General features: G+C 70.2%; 23 protein-coding genes. 2 read left to right on the top strand and 21 right to left on the bottom strand.

The features are described from left to right. Positions 1–53: 53 nt before the first annotated feature. The 13 genes from sctL to ACQ4L4_RS06985 all read right to left on the bottom strand — a co-directional run bounded on the left by sctL (position 54) and on the right by ACQ4L4_RS06985 (position 9,510). Positions 54–761: a type III secretion system stator protein SctL gene (gene sctL, locus ACQ4L4_RS07045; protein WP_431103517.1), complete on the bottom strand. Its 708-nt coding sequence runs from the start codon at positions 759–761 to the stop codon at positions 54–56. After that, a complete protein-coding gene (locus ACQ4L4_RS07040) occupies positions 755–1,393 on the bottom strand; it encodes a type III secretion protein HrpB4 (RefSeq protein ID WP_431103516.1) in 639 nt (212 codons plus the stop codon). Before ACQ4L4_RS07040 ends, sctL begins: the two co-directional genes overlap by 7 nt. Then, positions 1,390–2,304, bottom strand: a complete 915-nt coding sequence (gene sctJ, locus ACQ4L4_RS07035) for a type III secretion system inner membrane ring lipoprotein SctJ (RefSeq protein ID WP_431103515.1) — start codon at positions 2,302–2,304, stop codon at positions 1,390–1,392. Before sctJ ends, ACQ4L4_RS07040 begins: the two co-directional genes overlap by 4 nt. 1 nt (position 2,305) lies before the next feature. Then, positions 2,306–2,692, bottom strand: coding sequence for a hypothetical protein (locus ACQ4L4_RS07030; protein WP_431103514.1), 387 nt, complete (start codon positions 2,690–2,692; stop codon positions 2,306–2,308). 9 nt (positions 2,693–2,701) lie between these two features. Then, a complete protein-coding gene (locus ACQ4L4_RS07025) occupies positions 2,702–3,178 on the bottom strand; it encodes an HrpB1 family type III secretion system apparatus protein (protein ID WP_431103513.1) in 477 nt (158 codons plus the stop codon). Positions 3,179–3,379: 201 nt separating this feature from the next. After that, positions 3,380–4,606, bottom strand: coding sequence for a hypothetical protein (locus ACQ4L4_RS07020; RefSeq protein ID WP_431103512.1), 1,227 nt, complete (start codon positions 4,604–4,606; stop codon positions 3,380–3,382). A 55-nt stretch (positions 4,607–4,661) separates the two neighbouring features. Beyond that, complete coding sequence (locus tag ACQ4L4_RS07015; RefSeq protein ID WP_431103511.1) at positions 4,662–4,877, bottom strand: hypothetical protein; 216 nt, start codon at positions 4,875–4,877, stop codon at positions 4,662–4,664. 69 nt (positions 4,878–4,946) lie between these two features. Beyond that, a complete protein-coding gene (locus ACQ4L4_RS07010) occupies positions 4,947–5,144 on the bottom strand; it encodes a hypothetical protein (RefSeq protein ID WP_377155147.1) in 198 nt (65 codons plus the stop codon). Positions 5,145–5,302: 158 nt separating this feature from the next. Then, positions 5,303–5,728, bottom strand: coding sequence for a hypothetical protein (locus tag ACQ4L4_RS07005; RefSeq protein WP_431103510.1), 426 nt, complete (start codon positions 5,726–5,728; stop codon positions 5,303–5,305). Positions 5,729–5,746: 18 nt separating this feature from the next. Then, positions 5,747–6,010 carry a hypothetical protein gene (locus tag ACQ4L4_RS07000; protein ID WP_297524110.1) on the bottom strand — a complete coding sequence of 88 codons (264 nt, stop codon included), beginning with the start codon at positions 6,008–6,010 and terminating at the stop codon, positions 5,747–5,749. Next, complete coding sequence (locus ACQ4L4_RS06995; RefSeq protein ID WP_431103509.1) at positions 6,010–7,056, bottom strand: hypothetical protein; 1,047 nt, start codon at positions 7,054–7,056, stop codon at positions 6,010–6,012. The genes ACQ4L4_RS07000 and ACQ4L4_RS06995 overlap by 1 nt, the downstream gene beginning before the upstream one ends. Positions 7,057–7,116: 60 nt before the next feature. Further along, positions 7,117–9,285 (bottom strand): type III secretion system outer membrane ring subunit SctC, encoded by a 2,169-nt coding sequence (gene sctC, locus ACQ4L4_RS06990; RefSeq protein ID WP_431103508.1) that lies wholly within the window; start codon positions 9,283–9,285, stop codon positions 7,117–7,119. A gap of 33 nt (positions 9,286–9,318) precedes the next feature. Then, positions 9,319–9,510 (bottom strand): hypothetical protein, encoded by a 192-nt coding sequence (locus ACQ4L4_RS06985; RefSeq protein ID WP_377155152.1) that lies wholly within the window; start codon positions 9,508–9,510, stop codon positions 9,319–9,321. Positions 9,511–9,934: 424 nt separating this feature from the next. Here ACQ4L4_RS06985 and ACQ4L4_RS06980 point away from each other — a divergent pair, with 424 nt between their 5' ends. Both ACQ4L4_RS06980 and ACQ4L4_RS06975 read left to right on the top strand, forming a co-directional pair. Beyond that, positions 9,935–10,759, top strand: a complete 825-nt coding sequence (locus tag ACQ4L4_RS06980) for a lytic transglycosylase domain-containing protein (protein WP_431103507.1) — start codon at positions 9,935–9,937, stop codon at positions 10,757–10,759. Positions 10,760–10,853: 94 nt separating this feature from the next. Beyond that, positions 10,854–11,552, top strand: coding sequence for a winged helix-turn-helix domain-containing protein (locus tag ACQ4L4_RS06975; protein ID WP_431103506.1), 699 nt, complete (start codon positions 10,854–10,856; stop codon positions 11,550–11,552). Positions 11,553–11,737: 185 nt separating this feature from the next. Here the strand turns inward: ACQ4L4_RS06975 and ACQ4L4_RS06970 are convergent, their stop codons facing one another. The 8 genes from ACQ4L4_RS06970 to ACQ4L4_RS06935 form a co-directional block, all read right to left on the bottom strand. Beyond that, entirely contained in the window at positions 11,738–13,540 is a 1,803-nt protein-coding gene (locus ACQ4L4_RS06970; protein ID WP_431103505.1) for a hypothetical protein, read from the bottom strand. 124 nt (positions 13,541–13,664) lie between these two features. Beyond that, a complete protein-coding gene (locus ACQ4L4_RS06965) occupies positions 13,665–13,850 on the bottom strand; it encodes a hypothetical protein (protein ID WP_431103504.1) in 186 nt (61 codons plus the stop codon). Further along, positions 13,843–16,479 (bottom strand): ATP-binding protein, encoded by a 2,637-nt coding sequence (locus ACQ4L4_RS06960; RefSeq protein WP_431103503.1) that lies wholly within the window; start codon positions 16,477–16,479, stop codon positions 13,843–13,845. Before ACQ4L4_RS06960 ends, ACQ4L4_RS06965 begins: the two co-directional genes overlap by 8 nt. Before the next feature lie 396 nt (positions 16,480–16,875). Next, entirely contained in the window at positions 16,876–17,775 is a 900-nt protein-coding gene (locus ACQ4L4_RS06955) for a hypothetical protein (protein ID WP_431103502.1), read from the bottom strand. A gap of 238 nt (positions 17,776–18,013) precedes the next feature. Next, on the bottom strand, positions 18,014–19,234 hold the full coding sequence (locus ACQ4L4_RS06950) for an ABC transporter substrate-binding protein (RefSeq protein WP_431104895.1): 1,221 nt from the start codon (positions 19,232–19,234) through the stop codon (positions 18,014–18,016). A gap of 233 nt (positions 19,235–19,467) precedes the next feature. After that, positions 19,468–20,394 carry a carbohydrate kinase family protein gene (locus tag ACQ4L4_RS06945; RefSeq protein WP_431103501.1) on the bottom strand — a complete coding sequence of 309 codons (927 nt, stop codon included), beginning with the start codon at positions 20,392–20,394 and terminating at the stop codon, positions 19,468–19,470. A 76-nt stretch (positions 20,395–20,470) separates the two neighbouring features. Then, a complete protein-coding gene (locus ACQ4L4_RS06940; protein WP_431103500.1) occupies positions 20,471–21,748 on the bottom strand; it encodes an AGE family epimerase/isomerase in 1,278 nt (425 codons plus the stop codon). Positions 21,749–21,822: 74 nt separating this feature from the next. Continuing rightward, positions 21,823–22,812 carry a LacI family DNA-binding transcriptional regulator gene (locus ACQ4L4_RS06935; RefSeq protein ID WP_431103499.1) on the bottom strand — a complete coding sequence of 330 codons (990 nt, stop codon included), beginning with the start codon at positions 22,810–22,812 and terminating at the stop codon, positions 21,823–21,825. Positions 22,813–22,871 lie beyond the last annotated feature (59 nt).

Genomic DNA, 22,871 nt, shown 5'->3' with positions numbered 1-22,871 from the left:
CACTCGGGGCGAGTCGGCATTGAACGGGGGTTGAGCGAGGGCTGCCCAGAGGTTCAACTCTCGGCGACCGCGCGCTTGACGGCGCGCGACATTGCCGCGCGCAGCGCGTCGAGCTGCGTGCTCAGGCTCGCATCGACCACGCCCATGTCCGATTCGAAGAGGCAGCTGCCCGCGGGCAGCGCCGGATCGACGACGACCTCGACGGACAGTCCGGCCGACTGCAGTTCGGGCACGGCGGCGATGCCGTCGCGCGCGGCGTCGAAGTCGGCGTGGCTGACCTTCAGCGTCAACGCCGTCGCCGAACGCGACAGCGCCTGCACGCTGCGCAGCGCGCGCTGGTACAGCGCGGCGCGGCCCTCGGTCTGCACGATGCGCTCGACGGCGCTGGTGACCACCTCGGCCATGCGTTCATGCAGGCCCCGCACCGCGTCGGCCTGATCGACCGCGCGACCGGCCTGGCGTTCGTGCCAGGCGAGCGCGGCCTGCCGTTCGCCCTCGGCGCGTCCGGCCTCGCAGGCGGCGTCGATCTGCTCCTGCGCGTCGCGCAGCAGCGCCTCGGCCCGCGCCTGCGCATCGGACACGATGCGTTCCGCGTCCGCCTGCGCCTGCGCGACCAGCGCCTCGGCACGCGCGGTCGCCGCGCGGCGGATCTCGTCGTCGTGCCGCAGCAGCGTGACGTCGCCCGCGCGCAGGATGCCATGAGGCGATGCCGCGGCGGCGCCGTCGTCCGTGTGCGTCGATGTCTTCACCCAGATCAGCATGGCCACTCCACATCCGCTTCCGCGAGCGCCGACAGCGACGCGGCCACGTTCCGTTCCGCCGCGACGGGCGAGGCGAGCACCTCGTCCACCGCCGTGCGCGGCAGCGACCAGCGCACCATCTGCCGCACCGGACCGTCGTCCGCCGACAAGGCCGCGGACCAGTCGGCGAAGCCGACGCACGCCCATTGCACCGGCGTCCAGGCGGCCTGTCCGGCCTCGACCGGCCGGCCGCGCGCACTCATGGCCGCCAGCGGCGCGAAGTGCTCACCGAGCGCGCGTTGCAGCGGCGCGCGCACCGTGCGGTCGATGCAGCAGCGCAGCACGCCCGGACGACGGGCCAGCGCCAGCGTGCACAGACCCTGCAGCAGTTCACCCCGCGGCAGCAGGCCCAGCCGCGGCAGCGGATCCGCGAATCGGCCCAGCGCGGGCAGTCCGCCGCCCGACGCCATGCGGTCGCGCCACAAGCGCGGCCACAACGACGCGGCACTCTCCGGCGGCAGCGCCTCCAGGAAGGCCCAGGGGCCGAGCAGTTCGTCCTGCCAGCTCGCATCCAGGTCGTCGACCAGGCCGCGCAGCTTGCCGTCGAAACTGACGGCCCAGGCCGCGAGCTGCTCGGGCGCGGCCATGGTCATGCGCCGCCGGCGTCGGCCACGGGCACCGCGGCTCCGGCGGCGGCGCCCGGCGCCAGTCGACGGCCCAGTCCCCGCGGCAGCAGACCCGGCTTCTTCCAGGCGATCACGCCGATCACCGCGCCCACCAGCAGCAGCACCGCCAGCACGCCGCCGGCGACCCACGCCCAGGTGGCGTCCGCCACCGCGTGACGCGGCGACGTCGGCAGCATCGCGCCCGGCACCAGCGTCACCGTGACGTTCTCGTAGGTCAGGCCCTCGACACTGCGCGCGACCATGCTCTTGATCGACGGCGCCAGCTGCGGCACGTCGATCTCCGGCCGGTACTTGACGAACACCGACGCGCTGGACGGTTTCACCGTCGTGGCCATCGGGTCGTTGTTGGGCAGCACGATGTGCACCTTGGCCACGATCACGCCGTCGATCTTGGACAGCGTGCTGGAGAGCTCCTGCGACACGCCGTGGATGAAGCGCACCCGCTCCTCCGTCGGCGTGGAGATCAGCCCTTCCTTCTTGAACATGTCGCCCAGCGACACGTACTTGTCCGACGGCAGGCCGTTGGCGCGCAGGATGTCCAGCGCGTTCACCACCTCCTGCTCGTCGACGGCGACGTTCCAGGTCTTGCCCCCGTCGCCGCTTTTCTTCTCCGCTTCCACGCCCCGCTGCAGCAGCGCGGCGACCATGTCGTTGGCCTCCGCCTCGGTGCGCTTGGTGTAGAGATCGGTCTTGCATCCGGCCAGCAGCGTGATGAGCAGGACCAGCGCCAGCAGGTAGACCACGTGCCAGGAGGCCCTGGAGCGATCGGACGCGGCGGCGTCCGAGCCCTCCACCGCCCTCGCCGCGCTGGCTCTGTTCGCCCCGCGCGTCGCATGCGCCGCGTTCCCGAAGGGATCCGCCTGAGGATGGGCGCTCATGTCACTGGTTCTTCATCAGCGTCTGCAGGCCGTTCTTGCTGCTCTGCGCGACGGAGGTGCAGGCCGAGAACTGCAGGCCCTGCGTGGCGACCTGCAGGTTCAGCTCCATCGAGCGCGCGGTCAGCTCCTGCAGGTTCATGTTGGGGGCATCGGCGACGTAGCGCTGCATGTCCGCCGTGACCTGGCGCGACGCGTCGTCCAGCGTGTGCAGCGTCTTCGTCATGGTCGAGTCCGCAGGGCCGACGGCGTGCGTCGCCGACGGATCGGGCTGCGGCTCGCGCGCCATCAGCTGCTCGAACTTCTGCGTCTGCGCCTGCAGATCCGGCGTCGGCGTCGCGGCCTGCCGGATCATCTCGTGCGCGGAGATCGCTTGGATGGGGTCGGTCATGGCTGCTCCTCAGGCCCGCATGTAGGCCATCTGCGAGAGGTCGATCGTCAGCGCGGGCGGCGTGGTGGGCTCGGCCTGCGCGTCATCGCCGCCCGACTCCGCGTTCGCTTCGTCGGGATTCAGCAGCGAGCGCACCATGTCCAGCGCCTCGGCATTGGTGGAGGTGTGCAGCACGTCCTCCGCGGTCGCGCGCCATCCCGCGTCGCCGGTGGCGAACTGGCAATAGGCGAGGAAGGCCTTGGCCGTCGACCATTCGGGCGCGGTGGCATCGAGGTTGCGCAGCGTGCGCATCGCGTCGGCCCAATGACCGCGTTTCATCGCGATCCAGGCTTCGAAGAAGTCGAGCTGGGACACCTTGGGGCGCAGCAGGCGCACGGCGCCCAACAGGGTTTCGGCGTCGTCCAGCAGCTCGCGGTCCACCGCCAGGCTCACCAGGCCGACCAGGCCGGAGACGAAGTCTTTGCGTTGCAACGAGGAATCGATCATGTCTGCTCCATGGCTCGTGCCGTGCACGGCCGGTCTCAGAAAAGCGTTGGGGGCTCGGAGTCAAAAGATGCTCAGTGACCCATGGCTGCCGAGGCCCTGATTGGGGATGCAGCGCTAGGCGCAGACCGGAGACATAGCGGCGCTATGTCGAGGATCTGCAACGACGCGCTGCGCCCCAATCGGGGTCTCGGCGGCCGTGGGTCAGCCGCGGGCGAGGGTTTTCTCGAGATCGCTCTTGCTGTACTTGTTGTCGCCCTGCTGGTCGAACTTGCCGTCGGCGGTCTGCCGCGCGACGTCCGTGCCCTTGTTGAGCGCGGTGTCGTTCACGAACTTCTGGGCGGCGGCCTGCAGCTCGAACGACGGCAGGAGGCCGTTGGGCATCTGCTTGCCCTGGGCGACGTCCTTCATCGTGTCCAGGTCGAAGGTCTTGCCGTCCTTGGACAGCGCGTCGAAGTTGTTCTTCAACGTCGAGATCGTCGAGTGCTGGTCGGCGTTCAGACCCTGCTTCTGGATGGAAGCGGTCAGGTCTCCGATGCCGATCTTGTCGTCGCCGCCCTTGTCCTTCAGGGCGAGGCCCATCTTGCCGAGCGCGTTGTCGCGGTCCGCCGTGTCCAGCTGACCCATCTTCTTCTCGCCGGCTTCGCTGCGCAGGAACTTCGCGGCCTGCTGGAACTCAGGCGTGAAGTCCTGGGGACGCATGCCCTTCGGGCAGATGCCGTTGGCGGCGTCGTCCAGTTCCTTGCCGCTGATCATCTTCATGCCGGAGTCGGTCATGGCCTTGAACAGCGCGCGTTCCGCACGATTGCCGTCCATCGGACCGGTCTCGCCCTGCGGGCTGATCGATCCGCCCAGCGGAGCCGCACCGGCGCCGACCAGCGAGCCCGCGGCGCCCAGCGCATTGCCCAGACCGCCGATGGCCTGGCTCAGTCCGCCCAGCAGCTGCTGCGCGCCGCCGCCGAGGCCGCCTTGTGCCAGACCGCCCAGGCCGCCCGCCGCCTGACCCAGTCCGCCCAGGGCCTGGTTCAGTCCGTTGAGGCCTTGCGACAGGCCGCCCAGTGCGCCCAGCGCGCCGGCGAGCGGGCCGCCCTGGCCGCCCTGCAGCGCGTTCAGGCCTTGCGTCAGGCCGCCCAGCGCCTGGCCGATGCCGCCGAGGCTCTGGCCGATGCCGCCCAGCGCCTGGCCCAGTCCGCCCAGCGGCGAATTCGCCAGCTGGCCCATCTGGCCGATGGCCTGACCGATCGCCTGACCCGCGCCGCTCATCGCAGCCTGGATCGGGTTCTGCAGCAGCTGTTCCAGCGGCCGCAGCAGCTGGGTCAGGCCCTGCAATCCTTGTTGAAGTCCCTGAAGCGCCTGCTGGATGCCGGCCAGGGGGCTCTGCAGCCCCTGCAGCATGTTCAGCGGCGATTGTTGGAGAAGTTGAATGCTCATCTAATTCGCTCCGACAGAGGTTGGATGCGGTGACGCGTCGTGCGCGCAGCGCGGGTCACACCAGTCCCTTGACGCTGTCGCCGCCGGCCTTGAACTTCTTGCCCAGCGCCTCCGACATGGACGCCATCTGGCTCATGCGGCCCATCTCCAGGTTGTTGGCGATGGTCTGCTTGCTCTGGGCCTTCAGCTCGGCCATGAACATCTGCGACGACGCGGAGGCTTCGGCCGACTGGGCCTGAGCCATCGGCGCCCCCGGGAGGGTTGCGGACATGGGGTTCTCCTTGCGGGGCACGGAGCGACCGCGCCGGACCCGGACGGGACCGGCGCGGCCGCCGCGGCGTCAGACCAGGCCTTTGACGCTGTCGCCGGAAGCCTTGAACTTCTTGCCCAGCGCTTCCGACATGGAAGCCTGCTGGCTCATGCGGCCCATTTCCAGGTTGTTGCGCATCTGCTCGGCGTTCTGGGCGCGCATTTCGCCCATCATCTGTTGCATGTCGGCGGAAGCGCCAGCGCCTTGGGAATTGACTTGACCTGCCATGTTTCTCTCCTGGTGATACGGAAGACAACTTCCGGAATGAAAGTGCACGAGGCACTGCTTGCCCGTGGGACGAACCCTTCGCCCCATCGGATCCTGGGATCGACCGCCCCGCCGCGCGGGCCGGTCGACATGAATCGATCGACGTCCCGTGGGGGACGTCACTGCAAGGTGGCGGCGTACTCCAGCACGCCGTTGGCGGCCTGCCGCACGTTGGGGTCGGCGCTGGTGGCCAGCACCTCGTCGAGCACGCCCTTCCAGCGCGCGTCGCGCGCCAGCAGGAAGGCCGTGGCCAGCGCGACCTTGGCGCCCTCGTCCTGCGGGTGGTCCTCGACGTGCTGCACCAGCGTGGCCGACGCGTACTCGGCGTCGCCGCCGATGCTGTGCGCGATGGCGCGGCAGATGCGGAACGGCGACGGATCGGCCATCGTCAGCTCCACCGCCGCGCTCACCACGGCGGCGTCGTCGCGGGCGCGGTACACGGCGCCCAGCAGGCCCACCGCCATGAGGTTGCGGTAGACCAGCGGGTAGCTGGCGGACGCGCCGGCGGCGTCCAGGGTCGAGGCATCAATGGGCAACGCGGACATGGGGCGCTCCTTGTGCGCTCAGGCGGGCAGCGACGCGGTGTGGATGGTTTCCCACACGTGCCGCACGATGCGCTGCGAGGCGCGGAAGCCTTCGATCAGCTGCGAGCTCAGCTGGCGCTCCGCATCGGCCAGCGGCGTCTGCAGGTGGGCCTCGGTGCTCTGCGCGACCTGGTCGAAGTAGCTCAGCATCGCGCGGGTGCGCTCACCGCTGAGGTCGTCGGTCAGGGTCTTCTCGATGTGCGCGAGATCCGCGAACACGGTCTGTTCCAAGGGGTTGTCCATCACGGTTCTCCGGTGGGGGATGAGGAAGACGGATCCCCGGCGACGGCGGCGCCGTCGTCCACGGGGGTCCGGAGCGAAAGGTGCTTCGTGCCGTCGGCCGTCTGCACGTACTGCAGGCCGTCGTCGCCGGCCAGCATGGAACCGACGCGCACGCGCGCCGTGGGCAGCGTCTGCTCGACGGCGATGTCGATGCGACGCACCAGCGGGCCGATGTCGCCGGCGATGCGGCGGACCTCGTCCTGCAGGTCTGCGGGATCGGCCGCCTGGCCTTCGACGGCGAAGACGCCCTGGCCGCGGTGGACGATGCGCACGCCGGGCCGGTTCAGCGCGTCGCCGATCTGGCGGACGATGTCGCTGGCGGAGGCGTAGCGATGCAGGAGCTGCCCCTCGCCGAAAGGCTGCAGCGCGGCGCGGGCGCGGGCCATCTCGGCGCTGCCGGGCAGCAGGCCCTCGACGACCAGGCGGCGATCGACGCGGCGCACGGTGAGTCCTTCGACGCCGGCCTGACGGAGCGCCTGCGTCGCCTGTTCCATCGGACTGACGGGCGGCGCGGTCGAGGCGGCGGTCTGCGTGCTGAGCACCGACGCGAGCGCCGCGATCAGCGCCGCGGCGGCGACCAGCACGCTCAGCTTCAGGCCGAGCGCCGACTTCGCACGCGGCGCCGCTTCGGCGGCCACGGCCGCGGCGGTCGCCTTGATCTTCGCGACGGGCCGCATCAGCGCGTCCATCAGCGCCATGTCGCTGGGCCAGGCCGCGGCATCGGGGGCCGCGTCGGGACCGACGCACAGCACGATGTCGCCGAAGCGCCGCGGCAGGAAGTCCTCCAGCAGGCCCTGCGGATTCGCGGGCGTTCCGTCGTCGGCGATGAGGTGGAGCGCGGGAGACACGTCGGAGCCTTCTTCCTCGAACGTCAGGATCAGCGGGGCGTGGGCCCAGTCGCTGATCTGGAGGTCGGCGGCCTCATCGCTGGCGATGCGGTACTGCCGACGGGTCAACCGTAGCTGGACCCCGGCATGCAAGCCTGTGAGGATGCGAAGCTGCTTCATGGTTTGCGAATCCCGAACTTCTTTGTCGCTTCGTGGTGGCCTGTCGACGGCGTCGCGGGCTCAGCCGCCGCCGCCCTGCAGGAAGGATTCAGGCGTCGCGGACGGCGCACGAGTCGTCTGGTTCGGCGCCGGATTCGACGCTGGCAAGTTCGATGACGGGGTCGCCGCGGGCTGCGACAGACCCGATGACGACGGGGATTGCGGCGCACGACCGTCCGCCGTCATCGCCACCGCGCCGGCGGTCGCGGCGCCGTAGGGGCCCGACGGGAAGGTCGGCTCGCGGATGATCCGCGGCGAGATCAGGAACAGCCGCTCGGTCTGTCCGGCGCTCTCGCTGGTGTGGCGGAACAGGCCGCCGAGCAGCGGCACGCGGCCGAGCACTGGCACCTCGTCGCGCTGCGAGGCCTGGCTGGTCGTGGTGATGCCGCCGATGAGCAGGCTCTCGCCCTCGCCCACATGGGCCTCGGTCATGATCTCGGTGCGCTTGACGATGGGGACGCTGTCGACGCGCTGGTCCTCGAAGCTGCCGTCCTCGATGTAGAGCGAGAGCTTGATGCGGCGCGACACGCCGCCGTTGTCGGGCACGGAGGTGATCTGCGGCGTGACCTGCAGCAGCGTGCCGGCCTCGACCTGGAAGAGGTTGGCCTCGAGGTTGCCGGCGACCTTGACGGTGACGACGCGCTTCTCGCGCATGACCGCGGGCCGGTTGGCCACGCCGAGCACCTTGGGCTTGGCGATGACGCGGGCCTTGCCGCGGGCGCTGAGGGCGTCGATGCGCGCCATCAGCTCGCGGCCGGCGTTGGACCACAGCGTGCTCAGCGTGAAGGTGCCGGCGCTGTTGCTGCCCGGCGGCTGGGTGACGCCGAAGCTGCCCTTGCCGCCGCGCACGCTCCAGTCGATGCCCAGCGAGTCGATGCTGTCGCTGCTGACGTCGATGATGGTGGCCTCGAGCTCGACCAGCACCGGCTGCACGTCCAGGCGGCGGATCAGCTCGACATACTCGTCCATGCGCTGCGGCCGACCGTGGATGATGACGGTGTTGGTGCCTTCGTCGGCCTGGAAAATCGGCGGCGTGTCGTCGTCGACGGGACTCTGCAATCCGCGGCTGCTGCCTTGCGAGGCCGCGCCGGCGCCGGACTTGGCCGACTGTCCCGCGGTGACCTGGTTGGGCTTGCGCGCCATGATGTCGGCCAGCCGCGTGTCGCGTCCCATCACGCCCTGCAGCGCGGTCAGCTTGCCCGGGTGGATCTCGCCTGCCGACGTCGGCGTGTCCTCGTCGCCCTGCGCGCCGCTGGTGGTGCCGCTGTAGAGCGAGGTGAGCACGGAGGCCACGCCGCGGATGCGCGTCTGGCCGAAGGTGCGATCACCGGCGGAGGCGAAACGCAGCGGCACCACGCGCACCGCCTTGCGGTTGCGCTCCATCGCGCCAACATCGAGCGACTCGATCGCCGCGGCGATCAGCTCCACATGGCGCGGCGGGCCGTAGACCAGCAGCGTGCTTTCGGCCGCGTTGAAGCGCAGGGGGAAACGCGCGTCGCCGAGTTGCAGCGAATCCAGCAGGTCGCTGACCTGCTCGCGGCGGAAGCCCTTGAGCCGGAAGAGCCGGCTCTGCACGGCGCCCGCCGGGTAGAAGTACAGCGCGGTGCCGTCGTGGTACCAGATGACGCCGTAGGCCCGGTTCATCGAGTCGAGGAACTTGTCCGGCGTGGTGTCAAAGTTGGCCTGCACCATGCCGTCGATGCCGTCGGCGAGCACGGCCGGCAGGCCCTGGCTCGCGGCGAAGTCGAGCAGCACCTCGTTCACGCGCTTGCCTTCGGCCTTGTAGATGAAGCGCGGGCTGCGCCATTGGCGCGAGACGTTCTTCGTGGCCACGCGGTCCGACCGGACGGACTTCGCGGTCGGCGCGCCGGTTGGTGCCGTCGTCGTTGTCGTCGTTGTCGGCGTGGTCGTTGTCGGCGTGGTCGTCGTGGCGGGCGCGGTCGTCTGCGCCTGCGTCAAGGTCTTCACTGGCGGCGCGGCGAGCGGCACCGCGATCGGACTGGCGCCCGATCCGGCAGCGGCGCTGGCGCCCGACCTTGGCGTCGATGTCGATGACGATGACGATGTCGGCTGCGCCGACTCGCCGACACGCGCGGACCAACTGAGCGGCGCCGCAGCGCACAGCATCAGCGCCACCGGCAGGCGGCCGATCCGCATCGAGCGGCTGGAGGAACGAAGACGTCGGGGCATGAGGTTCACAGTGCGGGACGCTGACTCGTCGGCTTACTCGTCGTCCTGCATGGACGCCTTGATCTGGTCCGACACCTTGGTCATGGACTTGCTCATCGCCTGCTGACCCTGCTGCATGCTCATCATCATTCGCTGCGCCATCAGCGATTCGAGCTGCGCCGTCTCCGTGGGCGCCGCCGCAGCAGCCGGCGTGGTCGGGACGTTGGCGGCGATCGGTGTGGTCATGGCGAACTCCGTTGATGCGATGGGACGGAACATAGGGACCAGGCGGCCGGCAGCAACGAGACCATGCGAAGGCGGTGTGTGGGATGCGAAGGGGGGGACGGCTCATGCCGACTGCAAAAGCAGTGGCGTTGGCCGCCAGGTCGCGGGGCCTTGGCGGCAAGCGCCAAAACCCCGCGACCTGCCGTCCCCCATCGACGTCTTACTGCAACGGATTTGCGACCGAGGACTTCGGCAGATCTGAACGAGGACCTCGGTGGATCTGAACGAGGACCTCGATGGATCGGAGCGAGGGCCTGGGACAAGACCTGGCACTACCTCGGAAGAGTGGGTTCGTCCCGCCGTCGCACGCTTCGCATCGCACGGTGGCGTCCACCGATGCAACACTTAGCGTCGCGGCCTTCGCAGGTCATCGCTGGAGCGCCGCATGAACGACCGTTCGTTCGTTTCCTTCTTCCGCCACGTCGCCGTGATGACCGTCGTCATGCACGCGGCGGACACGATGGCGCAAGGCATCGGCGCGACCAGCGTGGCCAGCGCCGCCAGCTTCAGCGCCGCGAACGATCGACCCGTCGAGCAGGTGACCCGCTTCCGCTGCACGCTCATCGACGGCAGCACGCGCCTGTTCATCGAGGATCCGCGCGAGCGCCATCCCGGCCTCGCCGACGATTGCACGCTCGTGCGCGTCGCCGTGGCACCGCTGCGCCCAGGCGCCTCGGACGACAGCCCGCCATGGGTCGGTTTTTCCGCCCGGCTGATTCAAGGGCCTCAAGGATTCCCAGGGTCTGGCGCCGCGTCGACGGACATGGCGTCCTTCCTGCGCGACGCCGCACGGCCGATGCCCGCGGAGATGGCATCGCTGGTGCGCGCCGCCAGCGATCGTCATCGCCTCAACCCCGCGCTGGTGTCGGCGTTGATCTTCGTCGAGTCGCGTTATCGCGCCGATGCCCGCTCGCCCAAGGGCGCGATGGGGCTGATGCAGCTGATGCCGGCGACCGCCGCGCGGTATGGCGTGTACTCGCGCGCCGACCTGCTCGATCCGCGCGTGAACGTGGACATCGGCGTGCGGCATCTGCGCGCGCTGCATGACCGCTACGACGGCCGCGTCGACCTGATCCTGGCCGCCTACAACGCCGGCGAAGGCGCGGTCGAACGCTTCGGCCAGCGCGTGCCACCCTTCCCCGAGACCGAGGATTACGTGCGCCGGATCACCACGTTGGTTGGCGTGCCTGAAACCGCTTTCACCCCCTGAACGAGGGGGCATAAATGAAAATGAATGTTCCGTAAAGGACATGAAACGCCGGCGTTGGCGACAGTGCGGTGGTCATCCGGTTTTCAAGGTCCACGTGAAAGTCGCCACCCTCTGTCCTTCCCGCTCGCTGGAACACTTCGCCGCCGCTGCGCTGCGCGAGGCCGGCTACGACCCCAACCCCCACACCCACCTGAGCCCGTTGATCTCGGCGCTGCGAACGCCTGGCGCCGATGCGGTGCTGCTGGAAGACCACGACACCCACATCGACGGCTGGCTGGCCGCGTTGCGGCTGCACGCGGGACGCAGCGTGCCCATCGTCGTGCTCGGGCTGGGCGATTCGGTGGGCATCTCGCGCGCGCTGCAGCGCGGCGCGGATGACTACGCCGTCATCTCCGACGGCGCAGGCCCGCTGATCCATCGGCTGCGCGCCCGCATCCAGACCCGCACGGACGGCGTGCGCGCGAGCTCGCTGCGCGCCGGCCCGTATGCGCTGCATGCGTCGACGCAGAGCCTGTCCACCGGCGCGCGCGAGGTGAGCCTGACGGCGCGCGAGTTCGCGCTGGCCTGGACGCTGTTCGAGAACCTCGGCCGCGTGGTCAGCACGCACACGCTGTCGACCGAGATCTGGGGCCGCTCCAGCGACATCGGCAAGCGCACGCTGGAGCAGCACGTCTACAAGCTGCGGCTCAAGCTGAATCCCGGCGGGCCGCGGTCGCGGTCGCGCACGCTGGACGGAACGCCGGTGCCGCGCATCCAGACGGTGTACGGCGTCGGGTACCGCCTCGACGTGTGAGAGGAAGACCGGCTGCAGTCCTGCCGCGGCCGCTGGCCCTCACCCCTGCCCTCTCCCGCAAGCGGGAAAGGGAGCCATGCCGGCGCGCGCCCTTTACTCCCTCTCCCGCTTGCGGGAGAGGGTTGGGGTGAGGGCCAGCGGACTCGGCAGTCAACGAGACCTCATGCTCTCCCGCAAGCGGGCGATCAAGGCTGCGCGCGTTGCGCCGCGGCCCGCTGCGCGGCATTGCGGCTGCGCACCGTGTCGTTGAGCTGATACGACGCGACGGTCAGCGCGAGCAGCGCGCCGCCAATCAGCCCCGCGACCGCCGCATGCACCCCGGCCTGCGCGGCCTGACGCTCGTTGGCGCTGACGCCGGGCTGGCTCAGTGTCGACTGCAGGGCTTGCACCACGCCCAGCGCGATCAGGCCCGGCACCATCGTGTTGAAGATGCGCGTGTCGGCGCGTTCGGCCTGCCGACCGAGTTCATTGCGGGTGAACGGATTGCGTAGATCGATATGGATGTGGCGCACATGCGTCTCGCCGCCCCGGCCGTGCCGGGTCGTCTCACGCATGCGAAGCGCGGACGCGGTATCGACCAGATGGTCCTCGACCGACGAGGTCAGCATGTTGCCCACGCCCGCGATGGCCCCCGCGCCGATGGCCAGGCCGCGCGCGGCCTGCCAGGCCGGCTGTCCGCCGAGCGTGCGCTGCATCAGCAGCTGCGTGCCCATGTCGATGACCGCCGCGGCGGCGCCGAAGGTGCCTCGCATCGTCCAGGTCACATCGGCGGGACGCAGGTTCCGACCCTCGGGCGGCTGCGTGACGTTGGGGTCGCCGTTGCCGACATGCACCGTGTTGATCGCGGGACGCATCGCCTCGCGGAATTGCGCCTGCAGATGCGCGATGACCTGGATGGCGGCCGCCGCCTGCGCCGCGCCCGCCAGCGCGGGATTGCTGCGCGAGGCGATCGTCAGCGCCAGCGCGGCGAAGTCGCCGCCAGCGATCCCGGCGGACTGGATCCCCTGCCAGATGCGACGCGGCACGCTGCCGTTGCGCTGCGCCGAGTCCCCGGCGAAGGCCCGGTCGGCGACCTGCGCGCTGCTTTCGCTGTGGATCTGCGACACGATGCGGCGACCCAGCGAGTAGGCCGTCAGGGCGGTCTGCGCCGCCACTGCTGCGGTCGGGTGCGACACCACCGCCCGCGCGAGTTCGGGTGCGATGACGCCCTGCACCACCGTGCGCACGCCCGCCACTGGCAGCGCATGACGCACGTTCTGCATGAGGAAGAACGACAGCGCGCCGGCCTCGCGCGGCGCGTGGCCATGGCCATCAGGTGCCGCATGCGCAGGCGCTTGGGGAGGCTCCGGCACTTCGTGCACCGGCGCCTCATGCACCGGCGCTTCATGCGCGGGCACTGCGTGCACCGGCGCTTCATGTACGGGCACTTCGTGCACGGACGCTTCGTGCACAGGCGCCTCATGCACGGGCACTTCGCGCACGGGTGCTTCGTGCACAGGCGCTTCGTGCACAGGCGTTTCATGCACGGGCACTTCGCGCACGGGTGCTTCGTGTACGGGCGCTTCGTGTACGGGCGCTTCGTGCACGGGATGCTGGGCGTCAAGGCCGACACCGCCCGTCCGCAAGGTGCCCGATGCGGTGGACGTCGTGGACGTCGCGGACGACGTGCGCGTCAGCGCCACCGGCGACGGGGGTGTGGGGTCACCGGGCGGGCGGACCGGACGGCGCAGTTGCTCCAGCGACAGGCGCGGCGCGAGCGAGGCATCCCCACTGCGGGACGGGCCGGCGTCGGGGTTGCGACGTGCGCTCAGACCGCCGAGCTCGGACGACATCCGACGGGGCGGCAGGGCCCCTCCTCGGGGCGACGCCGGCGATCCGGGCGATGCCGGCGTCGTGGGGGTCGGCGCGCGATCGAGGCGGTCGAGCGGGATGTCGCCGGTGTGGGTCGTCGATGCGGGCAAGCCGGCAGGCGGCGTGGTGATCGTCATGGGAGCGGTCCTGCAATGAGCAGCTGCCACTCTCGACAGCCCGCATGACCCAACCGTGACGCCCGGGCCGGTGCGGGCATGGTCCCCGCGCGACCACTTCGCGCGGACGCGAGCCGCTTCGCCCTCAGTGCCTGAGCGCCCGCGCTTCAGTCGCCTGAGCTTCGGTCTTCGTCTCTCCGGTCGCCGAAGTCGTTTGAGTCGTTTGAGTCGTTTGAGTCGCTTGAGTCGCTTCGATCGCTCCAGTTGCTTCGATCGCTTCGATCGCTTCGATCGCTTCGATCGCTTCGATCGCCTCGGTTCCCTCAGTCACCGCAGGAAGTCGCGACGCCCGCCGTCCGCGCCAGCGCGGCGGCCATCGCGCGCGGTTCGTCCCAGCGATTGCCCTCCTCCTGCAGCCGCGCCATCGAGAAGCCGTCCAGCCGCGTCCGCATCCGTTGCATCAGGCGGCCCCACGGCGGCAAGGGGTCCGCGCGGATCGGGGAATAGGCCTGGCCCGCATAGCCCGTCAGTCGCGCCGCGTCCTGATCGCGCCCTTCCTCGAACGCCAGCCACGCGAACACCGGCAGCAGACGGTCGAACGCCTCGCTCTGGCTGTCGCCATGAAGCTCGCCTGCCTGCTCGGCCTGGCCCGGACCGTGCCCATGACCGTGGCCAGGACCGAGGTTCGTCCCCTCGATCCGACTGTCGCGGTAGACCTCGCCGATCGCTCCGCGCGGCGTCTTCGGCGAGACGATGCCGGTCAGCACGTGGCGCGCCTCCTCGGTGCGCCCTTCGGCCAGCAGCACGGCCGCCAGGCAGCCCTGCACACGCTGCAGGAACGCGCCGTTGGCCGTGTTGACGCCGCTCGCGCGGCTGGCGCCGTCCTCCCACTGGCGCACCAGCGCCGCGGAGCGCAACGGCTCGCCATGCCCGACCTGCAGGCTCATGAGCCGCTGCAGGTCGTCCAGCACCCATCGCGACGCGCCGATCTCCTGCGCCAGCTGCAGCGACGCGCACATCGCCTCGTCGGCCTCGGCCGCCTGACCTTCGACGCGCCAGACATGCGCCCGCGCCGCGAGACCCCACAGCTTCAGGCGCGCCGCATGCGCGCCCTCGCAGCGACCGGCCAGCGCGACGAGCTCGCCCATCGCGTAACGCATCGCGGCCTGGCTCAGTTCCTGGTCCTCCACGACCTGCCGGCACAAGGCCAGATAGCGCAGCGCGGGATCGTCCGCCGTGCGCGACACCGTCACGCCGCGCCGGTACCAGATCGCCGCGCGCTTCGGATCGTGCGGCGCGAGCAGGCCCGCGTGGTCGATGCAATAACGCGCCAACACCGCCGGCGGCAGCTCCTTCGGCAACTCGGCCTCGTAGGCGGCATGCCGCCACGCCGTCTCCGACGCCAGCGACAGCAACTCGAACAACGAGCGCGAATGCGCCAGCAGACCGAGCCCCCGCACCGGCTCATGTTCCAGGCACCAGTCGAGCGCGGCGCGCACATTGCCGAGCTCGGGCGAGAACTCCGCGATCCAGCGCGCGTCCGGCATCATCTGCAGCGCCCGCTCCGCGCGGTCGAACAGCTGGCTCATCGCGCGCGCATGCTGGCGGCGCGCGATGTCGACCTCGCCGGTCTCCTCCAGCAGCAGCAGCCCGTAGGCGCGGATGCCGTCGAAGAGCCGGTACCGCGGCCGATCCTCCGCGTCGACCTGGACCAGCGAATGGTCCACGAGCCCCTCGAGCGCCTCCGCCACCGTCCACGCATCGAGCTGCCGGTCCGACAGCGCGGCCGTCGCCATCTCCAGCGTGAAGCCGCCCTCGAACGGCTCCAGCCGCCGCAGCACGAGCTGCTCGACGTCATCCAGCAGCGCAAGGCTGGCGTCCATGCAGGCGCGCAACGACTGATGGCGACGCGGCCCCGCCTGCGTGCCGCGCGTCAGCAGCCGGTACCGGTCGCTGAGCCGCTCGCAGAGTTGATCGATGCCGAACATCGCGAGCCGGCCGGCCGCCAGCTGCAAGGCCAGCGGAATGCCGTCCAGCCGACGGCACAACGCCGTCACCTGGGCCACGTTGTGCGCGCCGAGCGCGAACGGCTGCCCCTGCGCCCGCACCTGATCGACGAACAAGGCGACGCTGCCGTGCATCAGCGATTCGTCCACGCCCGCGCCGGGCGGCGGCACCGACAGCGGCGGCGTGCGCAGCACACGCTCGCCCGGCACGCGCAGCACCTTGCGGCTGGTCACCATCAGCGCCACGTCCTCGGTGTTCTCGAGCACCGCGTGGCAGAAGGTCGCCGCGCGCGCGCCGGCGATCTCGGCGTTGTCGAGCACCAGCAGCAGCGACATCGGCCGCAGCAGCGCCAGCAGCGTCTGCAGATCGGTGCCCGGGTCCAGCCCGAGCGCCGCCGCCACGATCGGCAACGGGTCGGAAGGATCGTCGCCGTGCAGCAGATCCACCCACACGGCGCCGTCGCGGGCCGCCTGGCGGCGTTCATGCGCGCAGGCCAGCGCCAGCGTCGACTTGCCGACACCGGGCGCCCCGACCACGGTCACCAGGCGATGCCGCACCAACCGGCTCAACAGCGCCTGCAGATCGGCGCCACGGCCATGCATCGCCACCGGCGCCGATGGCAAGGCCCGCGGACGGACGACGGGCGATGGGGGACCGACCGGCCGGTCGGTCGACTCGTGGGACGTGTCCTCGTCCTGCCGCAACGGCCATGCGAATCGATAGCCCTGCCCGGCCACCGTGGCGATGGCTTCGCGGCCCAGCGCGCGGCGCAACGCCGACACGTGGACGGCCGCGTTGTTCTCTTCCACGGCCTGTCCGGGCCAGACCCGATTCAACAGTTCGTTCTTGGAGACCACCTCGCCGCGATGCGCGACCAGCACGCCGAGCAGATCCAGCTGCCGGCCGCTGAGCGGCACGGGCACGCCCTCCGACAGGAGGACGCGCGAGGCCATGTCAAGCACGAACCCTTCGAAGCGAAAACGACTCGTCACTTCAGCTTGCCCTTCATGGCTGTCACCGGCGGCAGGACCCTGCACGCCGTACGCCATCGCATCCCCGATGTCCTCGCGTCGGGCGAGGAAGCGATCACGAAAGTGGGCGCGAGTTTAAGGGTGCGTCATGACAACGTCCAGGGAACTCGGGACGTTCCCGAAGGGGGTCAGGCCTTGACAGCGTTGACTGTCGCGCGCACCTCGGCGGCATGACGATCGAAGCCCCGAAAGACGTGCGGATTCCCGCACAGCTGTCAGCAGGATGTCAGAGCGCCAGCCCGCAGAACGGCCGCGATGCGCGTGTTCATGGGGCATCCGCGTGACCGCGTGCGCACAGGTGGTGCAACTTTGGTCATGTCAGCGACTACCTCCAAGGTCGTAGTTCCAACGCAACTCACGGCCCGCGGGAATGTCTTCCGACGCGCGGAACGCATGGATGCGCGCGGTCCAGCCATGGCGCAGGCGCACGGGGAAGGACTCGCCGCGCACGTTGTAGCCGGCGGGCGGATGACCGTCGGGCCGACCCTCGGCGTCGAAGAGGAACAGCGTGTTCATCAGCGAGAGCAGGTTCTCGCCGTTCACGGCCACACGGCCGACGGGATCGGAGGCCGACATCAGATAGCGATCGTCGTCGAGCAGGAACAGATCGACCTCGTCGAGCAGCTGGCCGCCGTAGACGCCGAGACAGGTGCCGGCCGGGATGTCGTGACGCGCGAAAAGCCCGCGCTGGCCGATGAGCCCGGCCTCCTGCGGCGACCGCAGGTCCGCGGTCTCGATGCGACGCGGCACCAGCAAGCGCAGCGCGTGCGCGGCACGAGCGCGCCGACCGATGCGCGCATCGGTGTAGGGCTCGACGTCGGCGAACGCGTCCGCGCGATCGAGCACCTCGGCAACATGCACGACACCGTGGTCGGCATCGCGGAACGGCGGATCGCCGGCGTGCTCGGCCGCGTACTCGCGCCGCGCGACGCGGTCGCGATGACGCAGCCGCACCTGCGCGAGCAGCGCCAGCCAGCGCTCGGTGCCGTAGGACATCAACGCGAGTTGACGGGCGCGCTCGTCGGTCGGCGTGGCCGCGTCGTCCGTGGGCATCAAGGCGAGCACGCGATGCTGGCAGTCCAGCACATGGGTCATGTGCGCGCGACGGCGTTGCGGCGAATCGGGCATCGTGTCGATGCGCCGATAGCCGTCCCACAGCCAGCGGTCCACGTCCGCGCGGTCGTGCGGCCGAACCGTATCGATGAGCACCTCGTCCATGGAGCCTCCGGAGGATGGAGGACCAAGTCTCGACCACCATCCCCAGGAGGCCGCCTCGAAAGCGAAGCGAACGCCTCGCCCCCGAAGCCTCACGCAAGAACCCCGCACGCCCCAGGCCCGAGGTCAGCGAACGCCGGTGGGGCCGGAATGGGGCTTGGGGTCCCTGGAGGGGTGCCCCATGCCCCGTGGAGTGCCCGCGCTCGCCCCTCCGGAGTCGCGGGCTCTCCCTCCCACCGCCTCACTGCGTCTTCGCCGCCGACACCAACCGATCCATTGCCTGCGCCGTCGTGACGGACTCGCTGTTCCAGAACTGGCTGACCACGTCCTTGATGGCGCCTTCCGCCGCTGGCCGGACTGCCATGCCATGGGCGATGGAGGGCAGCAGCGTATTGGCCTTGCCTGCTTCGGCGAAGTCCGCGGCGGACGCCTTGGCGCAGTCGTCGTACTTGGCGAGGCTCACGCCCTTGCGCACCGGGATCGAGCCTTTCTCGAGGTTGAAGGATTCCTGCACTGCCGGCGACAGGATGGCCGAGGCCATGTCGCGCTGTGCCTGCTGGTTGGCGTCGCCCTTGACCTTGAACATCGCGAACGAGTCGACGTTGAAGGTGTAGGACTTGGCCGTGCCGGGCGCGGGCACGCACAGGAAGTCCTTGCCCGCGGTCTTGCCGGCCGCCAGGAATTCGCCCTTGGCCCAGTCGCCCATGATCTGCATGGCGGCCTCGCCCTTCATGACCATCGCGGTGGCGAGGTTCCAGTCGCGGCCTGGCGCGTTGCGGTCGGTATAGGCTTTCAGCCGGCGGAAGGTCGTCAGCGACTTCTCCATCGTCGGGCTCTTCAGGCTGGCGGGGTCGAGCTGGATCAGCGCCTTGCGGTAGAACTCCGGTCCGCCGGTGCCCAGCACCACGGTCTCGAAGGTGGTGAAGTCCTGCCAGGACTGGCCGCCGTGCGCCAGCGGCGTGACGCCGGCCTTCTTCAGCGTGTCGGCGGCGACGAAGAACTCGTCCCAGGTCGTCGGCGGCTTGACGCCGGCCTTGCGCATCACCTCGGGGTTGATCCAGAGCCAGTTGACCCGGTGCACGTTGACCGGCACCGCGATGTAGTGGCCCTTGTACTTGACGATGTTGCTGATCACGGGCAGCAGCAGGTCGTCCCAGTGTTCGGCCTTGGCGACGTCGTCGATGTTGGCGAGCATGCCCTCGGCGGCCCAGTCCTGCAGCAGCGGTCCCTTGATCTGCGCGGCCGTGGGCGCGTTGCCCGAGATGGCGCGGGACTTCAGCACCGTCATCGCCGCGTCGCCGGCGCCGCCGGCCACGGCGAAGTCCTTCCACTTGTGGCCCTTGGCCTGCAGCTGGTCCTTGAGGCCGGAGATGGCCTTGGCCTCGCCGCCGCTGGTCCACCAGTGCAGGACTTCGAGATCGCCGGCGCGCGCCGGTCCGGCCGCGACCGCCATCGTCGCCATCGCGGCGGCGGCCAGCAGGGCGCGGCGCGTCCACGGCGCGCTCGTCGTGGTGGTCGTGGTCGTCGTGATGGCCGTGGTCGTCGTCGCTGTCTTCTTGATCGATGTCTTCATCGTTGTCTCCTCTTGTCTCCGGGAACGGAGTGGTTGTCGTTGATCGTCGGGACCGATCGGCGGGTCGATCGATGGGTCGATCGGCGGGTCGATCGATGGGGTTGATCGGCGGGAACGGAAGGTCAGGTCACCCCTTCCGCTTGCAGTTGCTCGAACAGGCGATGGACAGTGCCCGCTTCTGGCGGCGTGGCGCCGCGCTGCAGGCAGGCGGCGGACCCGGCGGCGAGCGCCGCATGCAGATGCGCGCGCAGCGCGCGCTGAGGATGTCGGTGCAGGCTGTGCAGGAGCCCCGCGACCGCGGCGTCGCCCGCGCCGACGGTGTCGGCCACGGTGACCGCGGGCGCTCGTGCCATGCAGGCCGCATCGCCGCGCGACAGGTAGGCCACGCCGCCGCCGCGCGTCAGCAGGAACAGCGCCTCCGGATTGAACGCGCGCAGCCGCAACATCGCGTCATCGAGCGCGAGTTCGGGGAACAGGCCGCGCAGGTCGTCGTCGGACACCTTGATCACATCGGCCAGCGCGCACATGCGGCGCAGCGTCGGCTCGTAGCCGTGCGCCATCAGGTTGCGGAAGTTGGGGTCGTAGCTGATGGACACGCCCTGCCCCTTCAGGCGCTCGGCCAGCGCGACGAGCCGCGAGGCCAGCGGCTCGCGCGCCAGGCTGATGCCGCCGAAGTGCGCTCGCCGCGCAGCGCCGTCCCAGCCCGCCGGCAGCGCGTCGGGATCGAAGTGCAGGTCGGCGCTGTCGCCGCCGACGAAGAAGTAGCGCGGCGGCTCGCCCTGCTCGACGATCGCCAGCAGCGGCGCGCGGTCGACCTGCTGCATCAGCCGTGTGTCCAGGCCGACGGCCGCGCTGGCCCGCACCAGTTCATCGCCGAACAGATCGCGGCTCACCGCGCCGGCGAAGGCCGTGCGCGCACCCAGCGACGCCAGCGCGCGCGCCACGTTCCAGGTCGAGCCGCCGACGCGGCTGATCCATTGATCGGGCGCCTGCTGCAGCAGGTCGGTCAGCGCCTCGCCGAGGCACAGGAGCTCGGGGGCGTCGGACATCGCGTCGGACATCGCGCCAGACATTGGGTCGGACATTGGGTCGGACATCGGGCCCGGGCCCGATCGGGCCACCGCGTCATGCATGGCGCGCTCCCTGATCCACACCCCGCGTGCCGACGCCGTCCAGCACGTCGACGATGTCGTAGCACGCGCCCATCGTGTGGTAATCGACCTTGCCCGCCGGGCTCTTCTCGTCGCTGTACTTCCGGTTCTCGCCGTCGAGGAGGCGGTACCACGCGCCGTGCGTGTGATCGACGAAGTGCGTCCAGCTGTAGGCCCACAGCCGCCGGTACCAGTCCCAATAGACGTTGTCGCCGGTGCGCGCGGCCAGGCGGGCCGCGGCGGCGGCGCTCTCGGCCTGCACCCAGAAGTACTTGTCGGCGTCGCAGATGCTCAGGTCCGGCGCCAGCGAATAGCACAGCCCGCCGTGCTCGGCGTCCCAGCCGCGCCGCACCGCCACCAGGAACAGCTTCGTCGCCGTCGGCAGCACCCAGCCCAGGTCCTGGTCGAGGGACTCGCCACGCGCCTCGAGCTGCAGCAGCAGCTTGGTCCACTCGGTGAAGTGGCCCGGCTGGTAGCCCCACGGACGGAAGAGATTGGCCGGATCGTCGCGGTTGTACAGCCAGTCCGGCTGCCAGTGCGCGTCGTAGTGTTCCCAGACCAGACCGCCGCAGCGCTCGGCCTGGCGGCGCGTGATGTGCTGCGCCAGCAGCGCGGCGCGCGCGAGGTAGCGTCGTTCGCCCGTCGCATCGAAGGCGGCCAGCAGCGCCTCGCAGGCATGCATGTTGGCGTTCTGGCCGCGGTACGGCGACAGCACGTGCCACTGCGGGCTGGCCTCGTCGGCGTAGAGGCCGGCGGCCTCGTCCCAGAAGTGTTCCTCCATCAGCGCGAAGGTCTCGGCGATCCACGGCCGGGCCTCGTCCACCCCGGCCATGGCCGCATGCGCGTAGGCCAGCAGCACGAAGGCCAGGCCGTAGGCGTGGCGCGTCGCGTCGAGCACCCGGGCCTTGCCGTCGCGCCAGTCGAGCAGCCAGGCGTAGCCGCGCAGCGCGTCGTCGAAATGCGCCTCGCGCAGGAAACGCACGCCATGACGCACGCCGTCCAGGTAGGCCGCATCCCCGAAACGCCGGTAGGCCATCGCGTAGGTGAACACGAAGCGCGTGCTGCTCACCAGATGCCGCTGATGCGCGTCGTAGACGGTGCCGTCGTCCTTGAAGAAGTGGAAGAAGCCGCCGCTCGGGTCGATGCCGCGCGGGTGGTAGAAGTCCATCGTGTGCCGCGCGTGGGCCAGCAGCACGTCGCGGGAACGGAAATCGGGCAGGTCGCTGGTCGCGTGAGAGGTCGTGTCGGTCATGCGGTGGGTCGTGGCGTCGGGACGGTCGGTGTTCGAGGAGGTGCCGGGAAGATGCCGCAGAGAGGCGCTCGGGGTCAGTCGTTGCTGCTGGTGCTGTCGCGCACGACCAGCGCCACGGGCAGGGTCAGTTCAAGAGGCTCGTCCGCCGGCGTGCCCAGCAGCAGCTCCACGCCCTTGGCGCCGAGCGACTCCTTGTCGACACGCACCGTGCTGAGCGGCGGATGGGCGACGGAGGCGCCGCCGATGTCGTCGAAGCCGACCACGGCGATGTCCTCGGGGATGCGCAGGCCCTGGTTGAGGCACTGCCGCATGGCGATCAGCGCCGCGCTGTCGTTGAAGCAGACGACCGCGTCGGGCCGCTTGCGGCGGTCGAGCAGCACGCGCATCGCCTCGATCACGCCGGCCTCGCCGTCGCCCAGCTGCGGCGCGATGACCTCCAGGTCCGGGTCGGCCTGCACCTGCGCCTCGAACAGCGCGCGCCGGTAGCCGCGGGCGCGCTGCTCCAGGCTGTAGTGCGCCGGCGATCCCGAGATCAGCGCGATCGTCCGCCGCCCGCTGCGCAGCAGGTGGCTGGTCGCGAGGAAGCTGCCGTGCTGGTGGTCCGGATTGACCGAGGTCATCCCGCGCCGGTGCATGTCCACGAGCACCGTCGGCTTGCCGCTGCGCTTGAGGGTGTCGAGGACCTCGGGCTCGAAGTAGCCGACGCACAGGAAGGCGTCGAGCTGATGGCCGCGTGTCTGTTCCAGGACGGGCTGGCCGGGGCCGGCGACGATGAAGGACAGCGAGAGGCCCTCGCGCCGGCAGACCTGCTCGGCGCCGTGCAGCACGGCGGAGAAGAACGGGCTCGACGCCAGCGTGTTGTGCTGGCTGTGCAGCAGGAAGCCGATGCGCCGGATCCTGTTCTTGCGCAGCTGCGCGAAGTCGTAGCCCAGGCGCACGGCGGTGTCGCGGACGATCTGGCGGGTCTCTTCCGACAGCCCGGACTGGTTGCGCAAGCCGCGCGACACGGTGCCGATGGACAGGCCGGACGCCTTGGCGATATCGCGGATGGTGGTGCTGCTCATGGGTGGGGACGATTCTTGAAGTGCCCTTTTCAGGGGTCAACAAAGTCCCGCGAGTTTCC

This window comes from Roseateles noduli, assembly GCF_050626985.1.
Classification (GTDB): Bacteria; Pseudomonadota; Gammaproteobacteria; order Burkholderiales; family Burkholderiaceae_C; genus Roseateles; species Roseateles noduli_A.
Note: the sequence above shows the minus strand (reverse complement) of the source record. Positions and strands in the feature narration are given on the sequence as shown.